A 309-nucleotide genomic window follows, 5' to 3' on the forward strand; every position below is an offset into this window, starting at 1 on the left:
TGGTGCATCGTTCATTCCTGTAATAGTAATATCGATAATAGCAATATCTGAATCTGTACCATCAGACATCGTATAGTTGAAATAATCGTGTGCAGTTGCTCCTGCTGCTAATGCTTGGGCATTGTTCGCAACATAAGTAAAACTTCCATCCGCTTTTATGATAAGATCTCCATAAGTTCCTGTCAATATTGAACCAAGGGTTCCTGCTGTACCTGAACCTTCGGTATTCCCTAATCGAACTGACGTTACTGTTTTGGTCGATCCAGTATCAACATCGGTATCATTACCCAATACGCCACTTGCTGCAAC

The 309-nt window shown here is 41.1% G+C and carries 1 protein-coding gene; it reads right to left on the bottom strand.

Annotated elements, in window-relative coordinates; translation table 11 throughout:
- On the bottom strand, positions 1-309 hold a 309-nt coding region (locus tag ACSVH7_RS15150; protein ID WP_438067520.1), incomplete at both ends, for a VCBS domain-containing protein.

This window comes from Flavobacterium sp. TSSA_36 (assembly GCF_051547165.1).
In the GTDB taxonomy this organism is placed as follows: domain Bacteria; phylum Bacteroidota; class Bacteroidia; order Flavobacteriales; family Flavobacteriaceae; genus Flavobacterium.